This window comes from Floccifex porci (genome assembly GCF_009696175.1).
Lineage (GTDB): Bacteria > Bacillota_I > Bacilli_A > Erysipelotrichales > Erysipelotrichaceae > Floccifex > Floccifex porci.
In genome coordinates this window covers 150,440-173,802 of record NZ_VUMM01000002.1, presented here as the reverse complement: position 1 = coordinate 173,802, position 23,363 = coordinate 150,440, and the positions used below count along the sequence as shown (strand labels likewise).

Sequence of the window (23,363 nt, the reverse complement as noted above, 5' to 3'; positions counted from 1 at the left end):
CGTTAATCATCTATAATTTCTAAATCATTAAATACTTTCATTAAATTTTCTTCTGTTTTATCTATATTCATATGATTTTCATCATAATTCACATGAACAATTGCTGGTTCTGGTAAAGATTTTGAGGCAGATAGTCTTCTGAATGTATCCATTGTCTGACTGTACTGATTGAAATCCATTGCGAATATCTTTTTTGGTTTACCTAATATGACATTCGTAAATTTTTCATATCCTTCTTCATTCTGAATATTATTTACATTTTTAACTTCTAAATCTGATTTTAACACCACAATCATATATGTATCTGAACTAGCTAGTACTTTCATATTTTTTAAACTGTTGGCATATTTTCCATAATTTAAATCTGAAATATACATACTTAGCTGTTTCATTTTTTCTATATCTTCCAATTTTATTTTTTTATTGGCTCCAACCAGTAATTGTATAATGTAATCGTCATTTAAAATAAATTTTTTATCTGATTCCGGTATCAATGTTTCACGTGAAACATTGATATTCTCATCTTTTTTAATTTCATTGGTTATGACTGGAATAGGATTATCCTTTTTTTCAATATTATTTTCTTCTTTTTTAATCTGAATCAGGTTATCTTTTGATTCTTTTGTTTTGAAATCATATGATTCAGAAATAATTGTCAGTAAACAGGTTTCAATGTAGTCCAATATGTTTGATGCATATACAAATTTAGAATATGTATCCATTAAATGATTTAAAACATTTAATTTATATGAAACAGTTGTATTTGAAAAATACTCTTCGATTATACTTTTATGAGTATCAGAAACCAATGTGCTTTCTGGAGAATAATCTACAATGATGCTTTCTTTAATTAATGAAATAAAATCACGAACAAACATTTGAAGATCAATTCCCATATTTGAATAAGACTCCAGTGTCTTTAATAAAGAATCTACATCCTTCTTATATAAATAAGAATAGAGTGTACCAATATCTTTAATATTTAATACACCATATATCTTACGTACCGAATCTGCTGTAATGTTTGTAATACAGTAAGCTGTACACTGATCCAGTATAGATAATGAATCTCTCATACCACCATCAGATAATTGAGCAATCAAAGAAATTGCTTCTTCTTCAATTTCAATATTTTCTTTTTTACATACAATTTTAAGTCTTTTTTCTATATCTTTTTGTGATACTTTTGAAAAATCAAATCTTTGACATCTTGAAATAATTGTTGATAAAACTTTATTTGGCTCTGTAGTTGCGAATATAAAAATTACGTGTGCTGGTGGTTCTTCAATTGTTTTAAGAAGAGCATTAAATGCACTTGTACTCATCATATGAACTTCATCAATAATATATATTTTATATTTTCCTGATAAAGGAGCATATTTTACTTTATCAATCAGATTTCTAACTTCTTCTACACCATTGTTACTGGCTGCATCAATTTCAATTATATCTGGATGAGAGGATTGAGAAGCCATTTTACAGTTTTCACATTCTTCACATGGTTTATTTTCATTTTCACAATTTAACATTTTCGCAAATATTTTTGCGGTTGTTGTTTTTCCGGTTCCTCTTGGACCACAAAATAAATAAGCATGAGCAATTTTATTCTGATAGATTGCATTTTTTAGTGTTTGAATGATATGTTCCTGACCTACAACTTCATCGAAATTTTTTGGTCTGTATTTTCTATACAAAGCCTGATATGCCATATTTTCACTTCCTAACGTAATTATTATATCAACAAAAACTATGATTTGTTTTTATTCCTTTTATTTTTAAAAAATGTTTTTAATAATTGTGCGCATTCCTGTTCACATATTCCTGAAACATATGAAGGATGATGATTGTATTGTTTTATATCAAATAATTGTATACAGGTTTTTACACTTCCGCCTTTAAAATCACTTGCACCATAATACACATTACGAATTCGTGATTGTATAATGGCACCTGCACACATTGGACAGGGTTCTAACGTAACGTATAGATCACATTCTTCTAAACGCCAGGTGTTTAATTTTTTACAGGCTTTCTGAATGGCAATCATTTCTGCATGTGCATAGCTTTGTTGAAGCATTTCTCTTTTATTGTATCCTCTGGCGATGATTTTATTATCTTTTACAATCACACAACCAATAGGCACTTCATCTTTTTCATATGCCTTTTTTGCCTGTTTAATTGCTTCTTTCATCCATTTTTCCTGTGTATTCATATGATCCTCTCTTTTATGTGAACTACCCGTCCCTAAAGGGACAGAGCTTCTGGGAACGTCAAACTTAGCTGCATACTTCACAGCCAGAGGCTCAACTGTTTACCATGGCTCGTTCAAAGCCTTTTCTTGTATCCATTCAGGCTAAGCCTACAGCCAAACCTGTTTCTTTGATATTGATTGCAGCGTTGACGTCTCGATCAAGGTGAGTGCCACACTCAGGACAGTTCCATTCTCTGACCTTCAACTATCCATAAACGTTGTAACCCATGCGATTGTTGACGCTGCCACATACATTGCATGTCTGGCTTGTGTATTTCGGATTAACACGAATCAGTTTCTTACCATAAGACAGGCATTTGTAGGCGAACATGTTTGCAAACATGTTCCAGTAACATTCGCAACGGCTCTTGACAGATGATGATTGTGCATCATTCCCTTGGCTTTCAGGTCTTCAATCACATTTGAAGTATACGTTACTCAGCTTTGGAATGCGGATGTGATGATCGTCGATGATAACAATGTTATTGTTGACGCATTTGGAAATGTAACTTTGCTCATGTTTCTTTGACTTGAACTTTGGAAAACGGGTCTGTCCCTTAAAGAAACGTGTATATGCATCATGCAGATTCTCAGTTGTTCCAGTCAGGGCGGTTGAATCCGCATCTTTTAGCCATGGATATTCTCTCTTGAGCTGTTTGATAAGGTAGTTCATGGAAAATGCACTCAGATATGGAGCAGAAGGCTCATTGTCGTGCCGTTCTTTCTACATCGCCAGCATGTTGTTCCAAAGCCATCTTGAACAGCCAAACGAAACAGCAATCTGCTGTTTCTGAGCATCGTTGGGATACAGGCGGATTCGGAAACCTCTCTTAATCTTTGTCATGGGATGCCTCCTTCTTTCTCTGGTCGTCAATGTAATTAGCAACCGCCTGTTGGTTTGAAACACCGATACTTTCCACATAGTAAGGCGAAGACCATAAGTGTCTGTCTTCTTTTTCCAATAAAAAGATTTGAATTCCAGGTGCATACGAATAAGTCTGAAAGCCAATGTTCCTTTCTGGCAGGAGACGATCATTGTCACCGACAACTTCGGCAGGGCGGACACAAGCAGATGCACATGTCGTCCATACCAATCTCGAGATGCTCAATCGAGAAACCTTTTTCTTCCGCAATCTGGTACAGTAAAGACTTCAAATCTTTCTTAATCTGCTCAGTAAGAACTTTGTTTCTGTACTTTGTTCCCCATACTATATGGTAATTCAGATTATAAACACAGGTTCTACCGTATGTAAGTTTCTCATCATGTATTTCATAGGTATATTATAGCATGTATTGGTTTATACACTACCGTACGCAAGCAAAAAAGCGATTTATCTCGTCCCTAAAGGACCGTGTTTCCTCGCTATTCCACAAAAAAAGCTACCACACATGGTAGAGCTTACTTAAGGCTGCTTCGTTCCCGACCTGACCTGATTCATAAGATATCATTGTAGTAGCATTGGTATTATATCAGTTTGTATGATGTAAATCAACTATTTGACTTTCGTGATTTTTTCTTTTCCACCCATATAAGTCTGCAGTACTTTAGGTATTAAAATAGAACCATCTTCCTGATAATTGTTTTCTATTAAAGCAATTAGCCCTCTTGGAGAAGCTACAACTGTATTGTTTAATGTATGAAGGAAATAAGTACCTTTTTCACCTTTTGTACGAATCTGCAGACGTCTTGCTTGTGCATCTCCTAAATTGGAACAAGATCCTACTTCAAAATATTTTTTCTGTCTAGGTGACCAGGCTTCAATATCGCATGATTTAACTTTCAGATCCGCTAAATCTCCAGAACAACATTCCAGCTGACGAACAGGAACATCCCAGCTTCTGAATAAATCTACAGTCAATTTCCACATTTTTTCATACCATTCCATAGATTCTTCTGGTTCACAAATCACAATCATTTCCTGTTTTTCAAACTGGTGAACACGATACAATCCTCTTTCTTCCAAACCATGAGATCCACCTTCTTTTCTAAAACAAGGGGAATATGATGTCATATGAACTGGTAATTCTTCTTTTGTCAGGATCTGTCCTTTAAATTTACCAATCATAGAGTGTTCAGAAGTTCCTATTAAATATAAGTCTTCTCCTTCAATTTTGTACATCATGGCCTGCATTTCAGGGAAGGACATAACACCTGTTACAACATCTGAATGAATCATAAATGGTGGAATTGCATAAGTAAATCCATGATCAATCATAAAATCTCTGGCACATGAAATCATCGCTTCATGAAGACGAGCAATATCACCTAATAGGAAATAGAAACCTTCACCACTTGTTCTACCAGCTGCTTCTTTATCCATTCCATTTACAGATTTAATAATATCTGCATGGTAAGGAATTTCATAATCTGGAACAATTGGTTCACCAAATCTTTGAACTTCCACATTTTCTGAATCATCTTTTCCAATAGGAACACTTGGATCGATAATATTTGGAATCTGAAGCATTTTATCTCTTACAGATTCTCTCAACTGATTTTCTTTTTCTTCCAGATCTACCAATTCTTTTGCGATTTGTGCAACTTTTTCTTTTACTTTTTCTGCTTCTTCTTTTTTGCCTTGTTTCATTAAAAGCCCAATTTCTTTAGAAATCTTTTTTCTTTCAGCTCTTAATTCATCACCTTTTTGTTGAGAAGCACGCATTTCTTTATCTTCTTCTAATACTTCATCTACAAGATGTAATTTATGATCCTGAAATTTCTTTTTTATATTTTCCTTTACAAGATCTGGATTTTCTCTTACAAATTTAATGTCTAACATATTCTCCTCCTTAATAAATAAAAAAAGAGATACCATCCACAAAGGGACGATATCTCGCGTTGCCACCCTTTTTACTTTATTTCTAAAGTCACTTGACATGATAACGGTATGTACCGAATTTAACTACTGATTTCATTAAATTACTCAAAGGGGCTTTTCATTAAAATCTAATAAATATTTTCACCATACATATTCTCTCTACAATTTAGAATTCAATTACTTTTCCTTTTCAACGTTTTACTTATCTTTTATACCATTAATTTTCAAATATTTCAATTATAAATAAGTGAATCCTGTTTTTCTATTCATATGATTTATCATAAGAATAAGTCCTTCATTGAAGGACTTATTCATTTTCATTTTCTTCCTGTTCCTGATGGTAAATCAAAGTTACTTTATTTACTTTGGCGTCTTCGGTTAAATTAATTAGACGAACACCTTGGGTATTACGGCCATAAATACCAATTTTTGATAAATCAATACGGATCATAATTCCTGTACTGGAAACGATCATCGCATCTTCATCTCCTTTTACGGCTTTTACACTGACTAGTTTTCCTGTTTTTTCCGTTATGTTAATTGTAGTAACTCCTTTTTTACCACGTGCAGTTAAACGATAATCTTCAATATTGCTTCGTTTACCATATCCGTTTTCAGAAATGGATAAGATTGTATCTCCTTCTGAACTTAAGGCAACACCGACAACCTGAGAACCATCACAATTAAATCCAGCCACTCCTGCTGCAGTTCTTCCCATTAAACGCACATCTGTTTCTTTGAAGCGTACTGCTTTTCCATTGGATCCAGCAATGATGACTTCATCGTTTCCTGTTGTCATCTTCACAAATGCCAGCGAATCTCCTTCTTTCAGACTGATTGCAATTTTTCCAGATCGATTGATGCGATTAAATTCCTCCAGCGGAGTACGTTTTACCAGTCCATTTTTTGTCACAAACAGAATGGATTTGAATTCCATATCCTGACGAACCGGTAACATCGTCTGTATCTTTTCATCTTTTGAAAGTTCAATCAGATTTACGATAGGAAGTCCTTTCGCATTTCTTGAACCATTTGGAATTTTATATCCTTTTATACGATATACACGTCCCTGGTTAGAGAATAACATCAATGGATCGTGATTATTCATTGTGATCATTGTATCAATTGAATCTTCTTCATTTAATGTTACCGATTTAATACCTCTTCCACCACGATTCTGAGTTTTATAAGTATCAACCAGCTGGCTTTTTATATAACCATTTTCTGTCAGCATGATGACAATATCTTCAACTGGAATTAAATCTTCATCATCCATATCTACAAAACTATCTGATATTTCTGTTCTTCTTTCATCCCCATATTTCTGATTCATTTCCGTTAAATCTTTACGTATGATTTCCAGAATTCGCCAATGATTGGCAAGAATATCTTTATAATCGTCTATTTTAATTAACAGATCATTGTATTCATTTTCAATTTTATCTCTTTCCAGACCAGATAAACGACGAATCTGCATAGCTAAGATAGCTTTTGCCTGAACTTCTGAAAGACCAAATGCTTCCTGAAGTTCAAGAACAAGACCTGCTTCATCGCTATGTGAATGACGAATCAAATGAATGACTTCATCAATGTGATCAATGGCAATTCTAAATCCTTCTAAAATATGAGCTCGATCTAAAGCTTTCTTTAATTCAAATTTTGTTTTTCTTTTAACAACCTGAACCTGAAAATCTATATAGTCATTAATAACCTGTTTTAATGACAATTGTTTGGGCGCTCCATTTTCCAGTGCCAGTATATTGATTCCATAAGAAGACTGTAAAGGAGTCATACGGAATAACTGATTTAAGATGACATCTTCCTGAACATCTTTCTTTAATTCCATAACGATACGAATTCCTTCACGGTTGCTTTCGTCATTTAAATACGTAACACCCTGAATTTCTTTATCTCGTATTAAAGAAGCCATTTTTGTGATTAAATTAGCTTTATTTACCTGATAGGGAATTTCATAAAAAATAATTCGTTTCTTTCCATTGGGTTCTGTTTCCACTTTATATTTAGAACGAATTAAAATAGAACCTCTTCCTGTTTCATATGCCTGTCGAATTCCTTTTCGACCTAATATCATCCCACCTGTTGGGAAGTCAGGTCCTTTTATATATTCCATTAATTCAACAACAGTAATGTCCGGATTATCCATAACCGCAAAAATTGCCTGAATCGTTTCAGATAAATTGTGAGGAGGAATATTGGTCGCCATACCAACCGCAATTCCCATCGATCCATTGATCAGTAAATTGGGAATACGACTTGGTAAAACAGTTGGCTCCGTTTCTTCACCATCATAGTTTTCTACAAAATCAACAGTATCTTTATTGATGTCTCTCATCATATCCATAGAAATTTTTGACATACGAGCTTCCGTATATCGCATGGCAGCTGCACCATCTCCATCTAAAGAACCAAAATTTCCATGTCCATCGACTAAAGGATATCGATAGTTAAAATCCTGAGCCATACGCACCATCGCATCGTACACCGCTGTATCTCCATGAGGATGGTATTTACCAATGACATCCCCAACAATACGAGCACTTTTCTTATGAGCTACACCAGCAGTGATATTCAATGAATTCATCGCATGAAGAATTCGTCTATGTACTGGCTTCATTCCATCTCTGACATCGGGAAGGGCACGCTGCACAATTACAGACATTGAATAATCCAAGAAAGATTCACGCATCTCTTTGGAAATTTCAACTTCTTCTATATAATCGTATTTCTTTTCCTGATCCATGACATCCTCCTAAAAATCCAATTTAGCGTAAACCGCATTGGCTTGAATAAAATCACGACGCGGTTCAACATCTTCTCCCATCAACATGCTGAAAACATCATCGGCTTCCATCGCATCTTCTATATTTACACGTTTTAAAATTCGATTGGCTGGATCCATAGTAGTTTCCCATAATTGTTCCGCATCCATTTCACCTAACCCTTTATATCGCTGCACCTTGTATCCATCTTTAAATTCTTCACGTAACTGATCCATTTCCTGTTCTTTATACGCATAGGCAATTTTTTTACCTTTTTGAATTTTATATAAAGGTGGCTGTGCTATATATACATATCCATTTTCAATAACCGGTTTCATAAATCGGTAAAGGAAAGTCAGCATTAAAGTACAGATATGACTTCCATCTACATCGGCATCGGTCATGATTACAATTTTATGATAACGAAGTTTATTTAAATCAACATCTTCCTGAATTCCACATCCAAAAGCCGTAATCATGCTTCGAATTTCTGCATTTTCAAAAATACGATGCGTTCTGGCTTTTTCAACATTTAATATTTTACCTCTTAAAGGCAAAATAGCCTGTGTTTTCGCATTTCGTCCCTGTTTTGCTGACCCTCCGGCAGAATCCCCTTCGACAATGAAAATTTCACATTCAGAAGCATCTTTACTGGAACAATCCACCAGTTTACCCGGTAAGGCATTGATTCCATCTAAAGCTGATTTACGACGTGTCATTTCACGAGCTTTTTTAGCCGCAATACGCGCTTTTGAAGCAATAATACATTTTTCAACAATGGCTTTTGCGTCCGCCGGATTTTCTAAAAAGAATGTTTTAATCTGTTCTCCTGCAATATTGGAAACAATTTTACGAACTTCACTATTTCCTAATTTTGTCTTTGTTTGTCCTTCATATTGTGGGTCTGGATGCTTAACGGAAATAATCGCAACCAGTCCCTCTTTCACATCGTCCTGTGATAAGGTTTCATCTTTCTTTAAAAGGTTATTTTCTTTTCCATAATTATTAATAGCTCGAGTTAAAGCCATACGGAAACCATCTTCATGAAAACCACCCTCATGTGTATGAATGTTATTACAGAATGAATAAATATTGGATTGATATCCATCATTATACTGTAAAGCCACTTCTGCAAAAATATCATTCTGTTTTCCGCCTACATAAATAACTTTTTCGCCAATCAATTTTTTTCCACGATTCAGATAGTTTACATATTCAATAATTCCACCTTCGTACTTATATTCTGCTTTTTTATTCTGATTTTCTCTTTGATCTTCAATTGTTAATTTAATATCTTTATTTAAAAAAGCCAATTGACGTAAACGATTGTTTAAAGTATCAAAATCATAAATCGTTGTTTCTTTAAATATTTCAGGATCCGCTTTAAAACGAACCATTGTTCCAGTTTTATCTGTTTTTCCAATGATTTTTAAAGGAGATACAGTATTTCCTCCATTTTCAAAACGAACATTGTATACATTTCCATTCTGATAAACTGTGACTTCCAGCCATTGACTCAAAGCATTTACAACACTGGCACCCACTCCATGAAGACCCCCTGAAACTTTATAAGCGCCTCCACCGAATTTACCACCTGCATGTAAAACTGTCATAATGGTTTCTACGGCACTGATTCCGGTTTTTTCATGAACACCTACAGGCATACCACGACCATTATCAATGACACAAATGACATTTCCTTCTTCAATGATCACATTAATTTCATCGGCGTAACCTGCTAATGCCTCATCAATTCCATTGTCAACAATTTCCCAGACAAGATGATGAAGACCACGAGCACTGGTTGAACCGATATACATACCTGGACGAAGACGAACCGCTTCTAATCCTTCAAGAACCTGAATATCATCAGCTGTATAAGAATGATCCACATGGGTTGCTTCATTTTCTAATTCTTCAAATTCTAACATTTTATCTTCATTCATTGTGAAACCTCCTTGGCAAAACCATTGTTCACTTTATAAAATTTTACTTTTCGATTTTTAAACAAAGATGGATCCATTTCTTCAGCCGATGTAATAAATATCTGCATATTTTCAGGAAGAATCTGAATCAGTTCTTTTTTACGAATCGTATCCAATTCACTGAATACATCATCTAAAAGTAAAATAGGATACTGATTTGTTTTTTCATAAACCATTTGGGCCAATCCTAATTTCATAGCCAGTAAATAGCTTCGTTTCTGACCCTGACTGGCCATTTCATTTATATTCTTATCATTCAATAAAAACTGAATGTCATCCCGATGAATTCCCATATTTGTTGCTTTATACATACAATCTTTAACATATGTATTTTCATATGATTTTACGATTTGTTCTTTCAAATCCTGAGAAGTATCCACAAATGTCTCGTATTTAGCGGATAAAACCTCTTTCTGACTGGAAAAAAAAGGATATAAACGATTCGAATACTCCATTAAATTTTTAATAAAATTTTTTCTTTGTTTCATAATCACAATTTCATCTTCAATCATCTGCGAAGTATAAACATCAATTAAATCTTTATCTATTTTTTCCTGTTTTAATGCAATATTACGATTTTTTAAATATCGATTATATCGAGACAAAGTAAATGTATATTTTTTTGATAATTTGATCAGCTCCATATCAATAAAATTCCTTCTTATTTTTTTAGGAGCACTGAATAATAGAATATCATCTGGACAAAAAGAAATCGCATTTACGATTCCAACAAAATCGGAATATTTTTTTATAGGATTATCATTATGGAAGAGATGTTTTTTCTGATCACAGACAACTACTTTTACTTTAGAAAGAGTATGTCCAGATTCTACTTTTGCTTCAATCAGCATCTGATGATACGATTCTTTAATAAGACTGTCTAAAGAATGCGTACGAAAGGAATGTAAATGACTTAAGAAATATATAGATTCAATAAGATTTGTCTTTCCTTGTGCGTTTTTTCCATAAAAACAATGAATACAATTTTCCTTAAAGTTAAATTCTACATTTTCATAGTTTCGAAAATGTATCAACCTCAAAGATTTTATATTCATTCAACTTCGATCCTCAACCCCTCATCGTTTGTGATAACATCGTCTTTTCGAATTTTACGACCTCTGCGATTTTCTTCAATGCCATTGACATAAAGAATGTTCGTATTTAAATATTCTTTTGCCTGTCCACCACTGGAAATCACATCACATACTTTCAATAATTGAGCTAAGGTAATATATTCTGTTTCTAATTTAAAACGCATAAAATAACCCTCTTTCCACTCGTATATTGTACCATAAATCAAACTTTTTTTCCATAAACATAAAAAGGAGCAAACGCTCCTTAATCATAACTTCGAACCGGTACAACAATCATTAAGACAGAATCATCATCCGGGTCACTGATTTTAATAGGTTTCATCAATCCCGCAAATACCAGTTTTACATTTTTACTGTTGATGGCTCGTATAGCCTCTAACATATAAGTTCCATTACAGGATAACTGAATATTTTCTCCATTGTATTGACATGTTGTCAGAACTTCATCTGAATTTCCAATTTCATTGGAATTGGTTTTTATATGTGTCTGACTTTCACTGCATTCCAGTTTAATCAGATGAATCTTATCATTACGAATAAAATTAGTACGATCGATTACACTTGCCATTTCATGAGAAGAAACTGTCATCGAAGAAATTTCATTATTCGGAATGATACGATCGATATCTGGGAAAATTCCATCAATTAAACGTGATTGAATAATCGTGTCATTAAATACAAACTGAGCTTTCTTTGAATCTATATAAATATCTATAATTTCATCGTTCTCATTTAAAGATTTCACAACTTCAGATAAAGATTTATAAGGAATGGTAATATTAAATTCATAAGCTTTGTTCAATTGAATTTTCTTTCTTGCCAGACGATAAGAATCCGTTCCAGAACAGAACAGCATATCTCCATTTGCCTTAAAATTGACTCCATTTAAAACAGGTCTTGTGTCTTTGTCACTACATGCGAATGCAGTTTGTGAATAAATCTGTTTCAATTGTTCATTTTTTAACTGAATTATGGTTGCAGGAGCAGAAAAATCAAGATTTGGATATTCGTTTGATTCAATTCCATTTAAAATGAATTTTCCTTTTTCATTGGATATACAGATTTTTGAAGTATCAATTAAATCAAACTGTATGTATTCACTGTCCATTTTACGAATGATTTCCAGTAAATATTTGGATTCAATAATTATTGAACCAGAAGATTCAATGATCAGATTGTATTTATCTTTTTTAATATGAGATTTAATGGATAAATTAGAATCACTTCCTGTTAATTCAATCTGAGTGTTATCTACTTTAATATAAATTCCTGATAAAGCAGGTAAAGGAGAAAATACACTGATAGCTCTGGATACAATATTTAATTTTTCTAAAAAATCTTTTCTTGAAATTGTAAATTTCATAGTAACCTCCTATATTAAGTAACAATAATAAGTATGTGGAAAATGTGGAAAACCGTTCAAATAATGGCTAATATTAAACAGAATTTCCTTAAAATTTCATTGTGGAAACAATGTGGAATACTGTGGAAATCTTATTGTTTTAAAGTAGCTTTTACTTTATCCACAGCCATGCTGAAGGCTTTGTCGTTTTCCATTTTCTGACGGGCTCTTTCATAAGAAGAAAGAATGGTTGTATGATCCCGATTTCCAAGTTCCTGTCCAATGGCCACATAGGCCTTATGCAACAGTTCTCTGGATAGATATACAAATACCTGTCGAGCATTCATAATATTTTTCTGTCTGGATTTTCCTTCCAGATCTTTATATGTGAATCCATAGAAATTCACAACCGCTTTTTTGATCTGTTTCATTGTTAATTCATCCTGATTAATAATGACTGGTTCTTTCATCAGGATTCTTTGTGCAAAATCCAGATCGATTACTTCTGGATTTTCGATGGTCGCATTAAAAATCAGTTTATTCAGGCTTCCTTCCAGATTTCTTACATCATCCGAAAATTTACTGGCCAGATAATCTAGTACATTATCCTGAATCAGAATCGATTCTTCATTTCCTTCCAGTTTTTTTCTTAAAATGGCTTTACTGGTATCAAATTCAGGCTTTGAAATATTGGTAATCAGCCCTGAAGAAAACCGGGAAATCAAACGATTCTGCAAGCCACTTAATTCATTGGGATGCATATCACTGGTCATAACAATTTGTGCATTACGAGCAATTAACTGATTGTATACGGTAAAAAAGACTTCCTGTGAAGAGGACTGTTTTAAATTCTGTACATCATCAATCAAAAAATAATCATAGTTTGACAATTGTTCTTTTACCTGTTCAACCGTATTCCCATAAACATTTTTTGTTTTCATGGCATCCAGTAAAATGGTTACCAGTTGTCCTGAATAAGCATAGAATACTTTAACTTCAGGTCTTTCCTTTTTTAAATAATTTCCAATCGCATGAAGCAGGTGAGTTTTTCCTAAACCGGAATTTCCATAAATCATAATAGGATTAAAAGTATGTTTGATTTGAGTACAGCACGATAAACAGGCCGCATAAGCTTCCTGGTTACAGTAACCCTGAACAAAATTTTCAAATGTATAATCTGGATTTAAAGAACTTTGTGCAATCTCTTCTGTCTTTTTCTGAACCTGAATAGATGGCATAAGCTGATTGGCTTCTTTGTAATCAAAATATTGAATGGACAGATCTTCTCCATATAATTCGGATAAAGTGGATTCAAATAACTGTTTATTATTTTCCTGACTTAACAGCTGATGAGTGATCATTGTTTTAAAGCTCACATAAGCTGTCTGATTGTCTATATTAAATAAACTTGTTTTATTTTCAATCCATGTATGAAATATATCATCTTTAAAATAGTGAGATTCCTGAATCGCATGCAATACCTGATTCCATAATTCATTGTAAGATGTCATTTTAACCCTTCTTTTCTGTGTTACTTATTATACACGAAACTATAAAATAAAGGGAGAAAAATTATTTTTCAACCGAGTTTTCCACTTTTCCACATTTTGAATTGTGGAAAAAGATATCCCCAATGTGGAAAAGTTAAATTACTGTGGAAAACTTATGTGGAAAACTACCCTTTTTCCACCAACTTATACAATCGTTTTTGGTTTAATATTAGCCAAAAATAAGAGTTTTACACAGTAAATCAAAAAAAGAGGAAAAACTATAGGTTTTAAATGTTGAAAATTATAAAATAGATGTGGAAAAGAACTTTTTCTTGTGTTTTTATGGATTCGTTGTACAATAAATCAAGCCTGAAATGGGGGAAAACTATGAGTTATCGATTTGAATTAAATGTGGAAAAAGATGAATTTAATCAATTTGTAGAAAATCATGAATACTGTAATCTGCTTCAAAGTTATCAATGGGCAAATGTGAAACAGAACTGGGATCATTATCATACAGGGGTTTATGAAAATGGAACACTTGTAGCTACAGGTCTGGTATTAATAAAAGTTTTACCAATGAATTTCACAATGTTTTATCTTCCAAGAGGTCCTATCATGGATTATAAAAATGAAGAACTTTTACAGTTTTATTTTAAAGAATTAAAGAAAGTCGCAAAAAAAAGACATTGTTTATTCATAAAATTTGATCCTGCAATTCATGTCAATGACTATAAATCAAGTGAATACAATACCAGTCGTTATGAAGACTGTTCGTTTTATCTGGAAGAATTTAAAAGACTGGGAGCGAAACATCATGGCTTTACCATGAAAATTGAAGATACGATTCAGCCAAGATTTCAATCTAATGTATATGCCTGCCAGGATATAGAACAGATGCTTCCTAAACACACCAGACGACTGATTAAAGATGCAGATAAAAGAAATGTGAAGATCATTGAAGGAAAAAAAGAATGTCTGGATGAATTTTCCAGACTGGTCTCTTTAACTGAAGAAAGAAAACAGGTTTCTTTACGAAATAAAGATTATTTTACATTACTGATGGATGAATATCCTGAAGGTGGTGTTATCTTTTTAGCACAATGTAATTTATATCAGTTATCTAAAGAAGCACATAGAAAATACGATGAAACAAAAAAAGAAATTGAAAATACTCCTGAAAATGCGAAAAAGAAATTAAGAAGATTAAATGAACAGATTCAATCTATAGAAAAAGATATAAAAGAATTTGATGAGATGCTGGCAGAATTTTCAGATAAAGATCAGGATGTGTCCATTGCAGGAATATTGAGCATCCAGTTTGGAAATACATGTGAAATGTTGTATGCGGGAATGGATGAAAGATTTAAAAAATTTATGCCGCAATATAAAGAATATGTAGAAAACTTTAAATGGGCTTTTGATAGAGGATGTATTTACAGCAATATGGGTGGTGTAGAAGGAACGCTGGATGATGGCCTAACGAAATTTAAAGATAATTTTAATCCAACTATTAATGAATTTATTGGAGAGTTTGATTTACCAGTGAATAAACTGTTATTTAAGATCAGTTTAAAAGCTTATGAAAAAATGAAAAAAAGAATAAAAAGTTGATATATTTCTTATTGACATTAAAAAGTACATGTTGTTATAATGTACAAGCAATCTTATTTGAAAATTTAGAAAAGACTGAGGGGTGTAATAAAAATGAAGAGAACATATCAGCCAAGTAAGAGAAAACACCAGAGAACTCATGGTTTCCGTGCTCGTATGGCAACTGTTGGTGGACGTAAAGTGCTTTCTAGAAGAAGAGCTAAAGGTAGAAAGGTTTTATCCGCATAGAAATCACCTGATGGTGATTTTTTTGTAGTGATAGGAGGATTTTCATGAAAAAAGAATATCGTATTTGTAAAAATTATGAATTTTCTTCTATTATACATAAACAGAATTTTGTGAAATCGTCCTCTTTTGTTTGTTATATTGAATCAAAAAAAGAAGAACATAATCGAATCGGTATCAGTGTAAGTAAAAAATTAGGAAATGCAGTCTGCCGTAATAAAATAAAAAGACAGGTTCGTTCGATGGTAGATCAGGTTTTTGATTTTAAAGAAGATATTGATGTTGTGATCATTGTCAGACCTGTATACTTAAAGAAAAGTTTTGATGAAAATTTAAATGAATTAAAAGAGAATCGAGAAAAATGTATGCGAAAAGGCAAGGAAAAAAGAGGTAAGAGATGAAAAAATTTTTACAAAACAAGGCAAAAATTTTAATGGTCTGTCTATTTGTGATTTTAACATGTACGGCATGTTCAAATCCTCGTGGAAGTGATGGAAAAACGAGATTGGATCAGATTATTGCCATTGAAGAAACACAGGTAGAAAAAGGAAAAGTTTCTCTGGAAGGACACAAAAAAGAAAAAGAGTACAAAAAATTAAAAGATTCTGATCTGATCACAATCGAAAAAACAGAATTTAAAGATGCATTGGATAATGGATGGTTTGAAGGAATCATTGTATGGCCAATTGCACAATTATTAAATATAATTTCTTCTAAAACGGATGCAGGTATTGGTATTATCTGTACAACAATTTTAATTCAATTGATATTGTTTGTATTCACTCGTAAATCACAGATGTCTACACAAAGAATGCAGGCAATTCAACCTGAAATTGCACGTATTCAGAATAAATATGCAGATAAAACGGATGATGCTTCAAAAATGAAGATGTACCAGGAAACACAGGAAATCTATACAAAATATGACATTCATCCATTTGGATCCATGCTGGTTACTTTTATGCAATTTCCAGTTATGATTGGAATGTATTACGCAACAATGAGAGCTATTTCAGTCGTTAATGGATCTTTCTTAGGATTGGATCTGTCTGGTACTGTTATGTATGGATTAAAAAACTTACAGATTGGATATATTATCATTTATGTATTGATGATCGTATTCCAGTTTGTATCAATGAAAATGCCGGTATGGATCAAAAAATACGAAGACAAACAGAATCATGTTAAGGTTAAAAAATATGCAGAACCTGAGAAAAAGGCACAGGATCCAACTCAGATGACTATGTATATGTCTATTATTATGATTGCGGTATTGTATATTTCATGGCCAATTGCGATGTCATTCTACTGGATGATTTCATCTTTATATCGTATTTGCCAAAGTGTTGTATTAAATTTAATCATGAAAAAAGGGGATAAAAAATAATGAGTTTCCAGAAATATAGCGGGAAGACTTTAGAAGAGGCTTTAACCAATGCTTCTTTAGATAAAGGTGTTTCCAGTGATGAATTAACTTATAATATAACAGAAGAAAAATCAGGCTTTTTAGGAATTGGTAAAAGTGTAGAAATTGAAGTGTATTGTGAAAAAGATGTAGAAGCTTTTATTCAAAAATACATTGAAACATATTTTAAAAATGCACAGATGGATGGAAGCGTAGAAATTATTAATGAAAATGGTTTCTATAAAATAACAGTGAATACTTCCAATAATGCGATTTTAATTGGAAAAGGTGGAAAAACACTTCAGGCCTTCAATCGACTGGTAAAAGCTGCTGCCAGTGCAGAATTTAAAAAACGTGTTGGACTTTTGATTGATGTCAATGGATATAAAGAAGATCGTTATGAAAAGATTTGTAAGATGGCTATTCGTGTCGCAAAAGATGTTCGTCGTACAAAAGTAAATGCGATTTTAGATCCAATGCCAGCTGATGAAAGAAAAGCCATTCACAATGCTTTATCTGGTATGAAAAATATTTCGACACAATCTGAAGGTGAAGGAGAAGGTCGTCGTCTGAAAATATTATACACACCACAAAAAAATGAAGAATAACGGGTTCATCCCGTTTTTTTTAGGAGGAAGGTATGAAAATTATCATTGGTTTAGGAAATCCAGGAAAAGATTATGAAAATACACGTCATAATGCAGGATTTATGGTAATGGATGCACTGGCTAAGAAATGTAATCTGGAATTCAATAAAGAAAAGTTTTCGGCTTATTTTGCGAAAGGAAAAGTAAAAGGGGAAGATGTAATTTTATTAAAACCAGTTACTTTTATGAATAATAGTGGTTTTTCTCTTCGTCAGTGTCTTGATTTTTATAAAGAAACAATGGAAAATGTATTGGTTATATATGATGATAAAGATTTACCGGTTGGTAAAATTCGTCTTCGTCAACAAGGAAGTGCTGGTGGACATAAAGGAATCAAAAGTATAATGGAATGTACTTTTAATCAGGATTTCAATCGTATTCGTGTGGGTATTGGAAAAGATGAAAGAATTCCAATTATTCAATGGGTATTATCTAAATTTAGACAGGAAGAAATGGATGATCTGAATCAGGCAATTGAACAGGCAAGTATGGCTGCATACAATGCCATTGATCATTCTTTTGATTGGGTAATGAATCGGTATAATAAAAAATAATATGAAAAATCAGATTATTAGATATTTTGATGATAATGAAGTAGTAAAGCAGATTCTCAAAAAAGAAAATAATATAGGAAATCTTTATGAAATGGAAGAAGCTCTTGTGTTATACAATGCATTTACGCAGGATCATCAGACTAGAATTATAGTAAAACCAAATCGCTATCAGGCGCAGCAACTTTACAATCGACTTTCTATGCTCGATGAAAATGTGCTGCTTTTTGTCGTGGAAGAAAGTATAAGAGTACAGGCGATTGCTTCTTCTCCAGAAGATAAAAATCATTTTATCGATTCATTGACTCAATTAATTGTGAATCCACAGCCTAAACTCATTGTCTGCAATGTGGCAGCGTATGTAAGATATTTACCCAATCCTGATTTTTATAAAGAAAATTTCATTAAATGTGATATTGATCAGGAAATGGACATGTCCACATTAAAAGAAAAATTAAATCGAATGGGATATACAAAACTCAATTATGTTGATCGTCCCTGTACTTTTGCCTCACGTGGAGGAATTGTTGATATTTTCAGTCTGGAATATGAAAATCCGATTCGAATAGAATTTTTTGATAATGAAATTGAATCGATTCGATTTTTTGATGAAAATACGCAAAGAACCATTCAATCCATTGAATCCATTGTGATATCTCCTGCAACAGATATTTTGTTCAGTGATGATCAGATTGAAGAAATAAAGGAAAAAGTATATAAAAAATTAGAAACAGAATCAAAAAAATGTTTTGATGAAGAGAAACAGCTATTAACGGATTCTATAGAAAAAGATATGCTTCTTCTGGAAAACTATAGTATAGAACCTCATTTATATATATATTACGCTTATACTTCTCATTTTACTTTAAATGATTATATTGAAAATGCGATATCAATTTTAAGTCCAAAAGAAGAAGTAGAAAGAAACTATAAAAAAATAAATACAGAAAATATTACATTTATTCAGGAAATGGTACAAGATCGAAAATATCTGCCAGAATATATTTTATTTCATGATTTATATACGATGAAATGTATGTATTTTCATGAATTTCTGGATTTTAAAAATCCGGTTGTATCCAATATTTATCCAATTGAAAAAGCCAATTCAGCTGTAGAACAGATAGTAGAAAAGATTGATTTAGAACATACTTATTTTTCATTAAATAAAGAAGATAAAGATAAACTGATTCAACACTTTCCAAATTTGACTTTTCAGTTTATAGAACCTGTATTTTTTGAAGGTTTTCAGTATAAAGATATTTCTGTATATACACAAAAAGAATTATTTAAAGAATATCATAAGAAAAATTTATACCAGAAAACATTTAAAGAAGGAAAAATATTAGAAAATGTACTGGAACTTGAAAAAAATGATTATGTTGTTCATGAACAATATGGGATTGGACAGTATATGGGAATCGTTACAAGAAATCAGAATGGTAAAAATATAGATTATTTACACATTATTTATAGAGACAACGGAGAATTGTATATTCCTTTATCAAAGTTTAATCTGGTTCGTAAATATATTTCAAGTGAAGGTGTAGGAATTAAATTAAGTAAATTGGGAAGCAACCAGTGGCAGAAGACAAAAGAAAAAGTTAATCAGAAAATTGAAGAAATTGCCCAAAGACTTGTGGAATTGTATGCTTCCCGTAATGAGAATATAGGATATGCCTTTGCACAAGATGATGCTCTACAAAGAGAATTTGATGATGCTTTTGAATATGAATCCACACCAGATCAGCTGCAGGCAACTTTAGAAATTAAAAGAGAAATGGAAAAACCGAAACCAATGGATCATCTTTTATGTGGAGATGTTGGTTTTGGTAAAACAGAAGTGGCAATGCGCTGTGCTTTTAAAGCCATTACAAATGGAAAACAGGTTGTTTTTCTGTGTCCTACAACCATTTTATCTTTGCAGCATTATCAGACCGTAAAGAAAAGAATGTCTGATTTTGGTGTAAATGTTGCGTTAGTGAATCGTTTTGTGGAAAGTTCTAAAATTAAAGAAATAAAAAAAGGATTACTGAATGGAAACATTGATATTGTGATTGGAACGCATAAACTGTTGAATAAAACTTTTCAATATAAAGATTTAGGATTTTTAATTATTGATGAAGAACAGAGATTTGGTGTTGAACACAAAGAAAAAATCAAAGAAATGAAAAATTCCATTGATGTTTTATCTTTGAGTGCCACACCGATTCCCAGAACAATGCAGATGTCATTGATTGGTGTACGTACAATTTCTCAATTAAATACACCACCTGCACAAAGGCATCCCATTCAAACGTATGTCATTGAAAAGAAACAAAGTGCCATCCGTGAAATTATTCAAAGAGAATTGTCACGACAAGGACAGATATTTTATCTGCATAATCGTGTTTCTTCCATTTATGAAACGACTAAAAAAATTCAGAATGATTTTCCAGATGTGAAAATTGCAGTGATTCATGGAAAAATGAGCCGTGATGAAATTGAAAATATCATGATTGATTTTTCAGAAAATCGCTACCAGATTCTGGTTTGTACAACCATTATTGAAACCGGGCTGGATATTGCCAATGCCAATACAATTATTATTGAACAGGCCGATCGATTTGGTTTATCCCAATTGTATCAGATACGTGGCAGAGTAGGACGAAGAGAAAAAATTGCTTATTGTTACCTGATGATTAACCCAGATAAAGAATTAAATGAAAAGGCAGGAAAACGCTTAAAAGCCATCAAAGAATTTACGCAATTGGGAAGTGGATATAAAGTGGCTATGCGTGATCTGACAATTCGTGGAGCGGGAGATTTATTAGGTCCACAGCAAGCTGGATTTATTGACCAGATTGGTTTGGATTTGTATCTGGAACTGTTAGGACAGGCTATTGCGAAAAAACAGGGAAAACAGGTAGAAACAAAAGAAATGAAGAAAGCAAATATTTCTTTTAATGGTTATATTCCAGAAAGTTTTACGGATAATGATGGGGATAAATTGTCTATTTATCAGGATATACAAAAAATTCAATCTCTTGATGAATTACTGAAATATAAAGAAAGAATCAATGATTTATATGGAAACATACCTGTTCAGGTTCAAAATCTGTTTGAGCAGAAAGAATTGGATCTGTTTGTGAACATAGATGGTGTTTCTTCTTTAGAAGAAAAAGATAAATATTATGTCATTAAAATGAGTGAAGAGTGGACAAATCATTGTGATGGTGTAAAATTCTTTGAAAAGATGAATGAAATCAGTAATAAAATCAATTTACGGCTTGTGAATCGTAAAATAGAAATTCAGATTCCCAATCGACAAAAAAGTATGTTGCATAAAGTCATAAAAAGTATAGAGGAATGATATGAGACTAGATAAATATTTAAAGACCGCTCGTATATTAAAGCGAAGAGAAGCAGCCAAAGAACTGGCTTTACAAAAGCGTATCAAAGTAAATGGAAGAATCGCAAAACCCAGTACTGAAATTGATATAAACGATGAAATTGAACTTCAATTTGGTACACGTATTTTATGGATTCGTGTACTGGATATTCAAAAACAGGTATCAAAACAGAATGCACAGTTTCTGTTTGAAATTTTAAAAGAGGAAAAAGTAGATGAAAGTGGTTTGTGCAGCAATCATTCGGAATGAAAAAATAGGAATCGCAAAGAGAAAGAGTAAAATCAGCAATGGAATCTATGAATTTCCAGGTGGTAAAGTAGAAGACAATGAAACAGAAATAGAAGCTCTTAAAAGAGAAATAAAAGAAGAGTGTGGAATAGAAATTGAAAACATTCAGTTTTTTATGAAAAATAAAGATTTTCAGGAAGAAGAAATTGATTTAAGCTGTTTTGTTTGCACTACCACACAGGAACCTGTTTTATCGGTTCATACGAATTTCATATGGACAACACCTGATAAAATATATGATTATCCTTTCTTTGAATCGGATCGTTGTATTGTAGAAAAATTAATTGAGGAATGGCCATGTTTGAAAGAACAAATGAAAATAAAGTATTAAGAGATCCAGTCCATGGATACATTCATATTTCCTATCAGGTAATATGGGATTGTCTAAATACAAAAGAATTTCAACGATTAAGAAGAATTCATCAGCTGGGTGGTAATTATATGGTTTATCATACAGCGGAACATTCTCGTTTTTCTCATAGTTTAGGTGTTTATGAAATTATTCGAAGAATGTGTGAGGAAGTAGAAGATATTTCCAGTTCATTGACTGAATTTGAAAAAATACAGGTCATGTGTGCAGGTCTTATTCACGATTTAGGACACGGACCTTTTTCTCATATGTTTGAAAATATTCTTCATAAAAATCATGAAGAAATTACCCAGACTTTGATTTTAGATGAAAACACTCAGATTCATCAGGCATTAAAAAGAGCTCATAAAGATTTACCTTCTCTATGTGCATCCATTTTAAATCATACGCACCCCAATTCTATGTTAAGTCAAATGATTTCTTCACAACTGGATGCCGATCGTATGGATTATTTATTAAGAGATGCTTATGAAACAGGAACCAGTTATGGAAAATTTGATTTAGAAAGAATTTTAAGAACACTTCGTGTTTCCAATGGTATTTTATGCATAAAAGAAAGTGGAATGCATACCATTGAAGATTATATAATGGCTCGATATCATATGTACTGGCAGGTATATCTTCATCCAGATGCCAGATCGTATGAGATATGTATTGAATTGTTTATAAAACGATATAAAGAAATTCGAAAATCGATAAAAATTGAAGCATTGGAAATCTTATTTGAACCATTTAACAGTGATAATTTTTATCTAATGGATGAAAATCGTTTATTTTATGGTTTTCAGCAGGCATTACATTGTGAAGATGAAACATTAAAAGATTTAGCCAATCGGATATTAAATCGAATTTTGTTAAACTGGATCGAACTGGAAGAAGATTCTTCTTTACATTTTGAAAAGAGTACATATTGTGTAATCGAAAACTGTAAAGATTTAAATTGTTTACCTTATCAGGAAAAAGAAAATCCTATATGGATTTTAAATACAAAAAATCAATGTATTCCTTTATCTGATTGTTCAGAAATTGTAAGAGCTTTACTAAGAATGGATATAAATCATAAGAAAAGAGTTTTTTATAATTGAAAAAAATAAAATATATAGTATTATA

The 23,363-nt window shown here is 32.3% G+C and carries 22 protein-coding genes, 1 other RNA gene, 2 pseudogenes and 1 other annotated feature; of the genes and pseudogenes, 10 read left to right on the top strand and 15 right to left on the bottom strand.

What is annotated here, in order from left to right:
* Positions 1-2: 2 nt before the first annotated feature.
* From dnaX to dnaA, 15 genes and pseudogenes are all read right to left on the bottom strand, one after another.
* Complete coding sequence (dnaX, locus tag FYJ50_RS02095; RefSeq protein ID WP_154459388.1) at positions 3-1,709, bottom strand: DNA polymerase III subunit gamma/tau; 1,707 nt, start codon at positions 1,707-1,709, stop codon at positions 3-5.
* A gap of 38 nt (positions 1,710-1,747) precedes the next feature.
* The gene (gene tadA, locus FYJ50_RS02090; RefSeq protein ID WP_154459387.1) at positions 1,748-2,212 is read right to left on the bottom strand and encodes a tRNA adenosine(34) deaminase TadA; all 465 of its coding nucleotides are present in this window, start codon (positions 2,210-2,212) and stop codon (positions 1,748-1,750) included.
* Between the two features lie 136 nt (positions 2,213-2,348).
* Positions 2,349-2,582, bottom strand: a pseudogene (locus FYJ50_RS10865) (zinc ribbon domain-containing protein).
* Positions 2,543-2,671 carry a hypothetical protein gene (locus FYJ50_RS10710; protein ID WP_268891861.1) on the bottom strand — a complete coding sequence of 43 codons (129 nt, stop codon included), beginning with the start codon at positions 2,669-2,671 and terminating at the stop codon, positions 2,543-2,545. Before FYJ50_RS10710 ends, FYJ50_RS10865 begins: the two are co-directional and overlap by 40 nt.
* 304 nt (positions 2,672-2,975) lie before the next feature.
* The gene (locus FYJ50_RS10465; RefSeq protein ID WP_205946373.1) at positions 2,976-3,095 is read right to left on the bottom strand and encodes a helix-turn-helix domain-containing protein; all 120 of its coding nucleotides are present in this window, start codon (positions 3,093-3,095) and stop codon (positions 2,976-2,978) included.
* A gap of 117 nt (positions 3,096-3,212) precedes the next feature.
* Positions 3,213-3,329 (bottom strand): annotated as a pseudogene (locus FYJ50_RS10860) (hypothetical protein); the annotation flags it as partial.
* Entirely contained in the window at positions 3,290-3,520 is a 231-nt protein-coding gene (gene tnpA / locus FYJ50_RS10810; protein ID WP_420841790.1) for an IS200/IS605 family transposase, read from the bottom strand. The pseudogene FYJ50_RS10860 and the gene tnpA, both read right to left, overlap by 40 nt.
* A gap of 98 nt (positions 3,521-3,618) precedes the next feature.
* An RNA gene (gene ffs, locus FYJ50_RS02075) (signal recognition particle sRNA small type) lies at positions 3,619-3,716 on the bottom strand.
* 28 nt (positions 3,717-3,744) lie between these two features.
* Positions 3,745-5,031, bottom strand: coding sequence for a serine--tRNA ligase (gene serS / locus FYJ50_RS02070; RefSeq protein WP_154459386.1), 1,287 nt, complete (start codon positions 5,029-5,031; stop codon positions 3,745-3,747).
* Positions 5,032-5,070: 39 nt separating this feature from the next.
* Positions 5,071-5,273 (bottom strand) — a binding site (T-box leader).
* A 104-nt stretch (positions 5,274-5,377) separates the two neighbouring features.
* Positions 5,378-7,831, bottom strand: a complete 2,454-nt coding sequence (gene gyrA, locus FYJ50_RS02065; RefSeq protein WP_154459385.1) for a DNA gyrase subunit A — start codon at positions 7,829-7,831, stop codon at positions 5,378-5,380.
* Between the two features lie 9 nt (positions 7,832-7,840).
* Positions 7,841-9,796 carry a DNA topoisomerase (ATP-hydrolyzing) subunit B gene (gyrB, locus tag FYJ50_RS02060; protein WP_154459384.1) on the bottom strand — a complete coding sequence of 652 codons (1,956 nt, stop codon included), beginning with the start codon at positions 9,794-9,796 and terminating at the stop codon, positions 7,841-7,843.
* On the bottom strand, positions 9,793-10,890 hold the full coding sequence (recF, locus tag FYJ50_RS02055; RefSeq protein WP_154459383.1) for a DNA replication/repair protein RecF: 1,098 nt from the start codon (positions 10,888-10,890) through the stop codon (positions 9,793-9,795). Before recF ends, gyrB begins: the two co-directional genes overlap by 4 nt.
* Complete coding sequence (locus tag FYJ50_RS02050) at positions 10,887-11,093, bottom strand: RNA-binding S4 domain-containing protein (protein ID WP_154459382.1); 207 nt, start codon at positions 11,091-11,093, stop codon at positions 10,887-10,889. The genes recF and FYJ50_RS02050 overlap by 4 nt, the downstream gene beginning before the upstream one ends.
* 80 nt (positions 11,094-11,173) lie before the next feature.
* A complete protein-coding gene (dnaN, locus tag FYJ50_RS02045) occupies positions 11,174-12,292 on the bottom strand; it encodes a DNA polymerase III subunit beta (protein ID WP_154459381.1) in 1,119 nt (372 codons plus the stop codon).
* 131 nt (positions 12,293-12,423) lie between these two features.
* Positions 12,424-13,782 carry a chromosomal replication initiator protein DnaA gene (gene dnaA, locus FYJ50_RS02040; protein ID WP_154459380.1) on the bottom strand — a complete coding sequence of 453 codons (1,359 nt, stop codon included), beginning with the start codon at positions 13,780-13,782 and terminating at the stop codon, positions 12,424-12,426.
* 366 nt (positions 13,783-14,148) lie between these two features.
* On the opposite strand from dnaA, the gene FYJ50_RS02030 reads away from it, so the two are divergent.
* From FYJ50_RS02030 to FYJ50_RS01985, 10 genes are all read left to right on the top strand, one after another.
* Positions 14,149-15,375 carry a peptidoglycan bridge formation glycyltransferase FemA/FemB family protein gene (locus FYJ50_RS02030; RefSeq protein WP_205946372.1) on the top strand — a complete coding sequence of 409 codons (1,227 nt, stop codon included), beginning with the start codon at positions 14,149-14,151 and terminating at the stop codon, positions 15,373-15,375.
* A gap of 93 nt (positions 15,376-15,468) precedes the next feature.
* Positions 15,469-15,603, top strand: coding sequence for a 50S ribosomal protein L34 (gene rpmH / locus FYJ50_RS02025; RefSeq protein ID WP_154459378.1), 135 nt, complete (start codon positions 15,469-15,471; stop codon positions 15,601-15,603).
* Between the two features lie 44 nt (positions 15,604-15,647).
* Positions 15,648-16,001 (top strand): ribonuclease P protein component, encoded by a 354-nt coding sequence (rnpA, locus tag FYJ50_RS02020; RefSeq protein WP_154459377.1) that lies wholly within the window; start codon positions 15,648-15,650, stop codon positions 15,999-16,001.
* Complete coding sequence (locus FYJ50_RS02015) at positions 15,998-16,987, top strand: YidC/Oxa1 family membrane protein insertase (RefSeq protein WP_154459376.1); 990 nt, start codon at positions 15,998-16,000, stop codon at positions 16,985-16,987. The genes rnpA and FYJ50_RS02015 overlap by 4 nt, the downstream gene beginning before the upstream one ends.
* Positions 16,987-17,613, top strand: coding sequence for a Jag family protein (locus FYJ50_RS02010; protein ID WP_154459375.1), 627 nt, complete (start codon positions 16,987-16,989; stop codon positions 17,611-17,613). Before FYJ50_RS02015 ends, FYJ50_RS02010 begins: the two co-directional genes overlap by 1 nt.
* A gap of 32 nt (positions 17,614-17,645) precedes the next feature.
* Positions 17,646-18,206 carry an aminoacyl-tRNA hydrolase gene (pth, locus tag FYJ50_RS02005; RefSeq protein WP_154459374.1) on the top strand — a complete coding sequence of 187 codons (561 nt, stop codon included), beginning with the start codon at positions 17,646-17,648 and terminating at the stop codon, positions 18,204-18,206.
* A 1-nt stretch (position 18,207) separates the two neighbouring features.
* Positions 18,208-21,555 carry a transcription-repair coupling factor gene (gene mfd, locus FYJ50_RS02000; protein WP_154459373.1) on the top strand — a complete coding sequence of 1,116 codons (3,348 nt, stop codon included), beginning with the start codon at positions 18,208-18,210 and terminating at the stop codon, positions 21,553-21,555.
* A gap of 1 nt (position 21,556) precedes the next feature.
* Positions 21,557-21,844: an RNA-binding S4 domain-containing protein gene (locus tag FYJ50_RS01995; protein WP_154459372.1), complete on the top strand. Its 288-nt coding sequence runs from the start codon at positions 21,557-21,559 to the stop codon at positions 21,842-21,844.
* The gene (locus FYJ50_RS01990; RefSeq protein WP_154459371.1) at positions 21,810-22,214 is read left to right on the top strand and encodes a (deoxy)nucleoside triphosphate pyrophosphohydrolase; all 405 of its coding nucleotides are present in this window, start codon (positions 21,810-21,812) and stop codon (positions 22,212-22,214) included. Before FYJ50_RS01995 ends, FYJ50_RS01990 begins: the two co-directional genes overlap by 35 nt.
* On the top strand, positions 22,181-23,338 hold the full coding sequence (locus FYJ50_RS01985; protein WP_154459370.1) for an HD domain-containing protein: 1,158 nt from the start codon (positions 22,181-22,183) through the stop codon (positions 23,336-23,338). The genes FYJ50_RS01990 and FYJ50_RS01985 overlap by 34 nt, the downstream gene beginning before the upstream one ends.
* Positions 23,339-23,363 lie beyond the last annotated feature (25 nt).